Here is a 524-nt window from a genome sequence, read left to right on the forward strand (position 1 = left end):
AATGCCCCTGCGGAGGCAATCGAAACCCTCGAAGGCATCGAGAAAACAGTTCGCGGACAACTGTTAGAGCATGTTAGTCCTGAAATAGCCCTTTTTTTGTCGAAACCCAAACCGGACTCAAGTGTGGCAGAGAGCGAAAAATAATCAGTTCTCTAGGGATTCTACGGTTAAGAAGTCAGCAAGCCCTGCGCCTGGGATTAGATGCCTATCAACGCCTAAGTCCGATGTTAGAGAAATGCTGTTTGCGCTTAAGTGCGAATGAATCCTACCAGAAAGCCGAAGAAGAGATCGCGGCACTCCTGGGAGTGAGGGTGAGCCATAGTACCTTGCAACGCTTAGTCCAGCGCACCGAGGTAGAATGCCCCACTGCCCTTCAGAAAGTCACTCAGGTGAGTGTGGATGGCGGTAAAGTGCGGTTGCGTAGTCCGACTAAAGGTCAGCCGTGTCACTGGTTGGAGTACAAAAGTGCGCGAGTGGAGGGACTCTATTATGGTGCAACGTTCCAAGCGAATTTAGGACTAACT

General features: G+C 50.6%; 1 pseudogene. It reads left to right on the forward strand.

Annotated features, from left to right (window positions below):
* Nucleotides 1-242: 242 nt before the first annotated feature.
* Nucleotides 243-524 (forward strand): annotated as a pseudogene (locus AB3R30_RS26960) (ISKra4 family transposase); the annotation flags it as partial.

It is taken from the genome of Sivoneniella epilithica UHCC 1019 (genome assembly GCF_040830845.1).
In the GTDB taxonomy this organism is placed as follows: Bacteria; Cyanobacteriota; Cyanobacteriia; order Leptolyngbyales; family Leptolyngbyaceae; genus ULC077BIN1.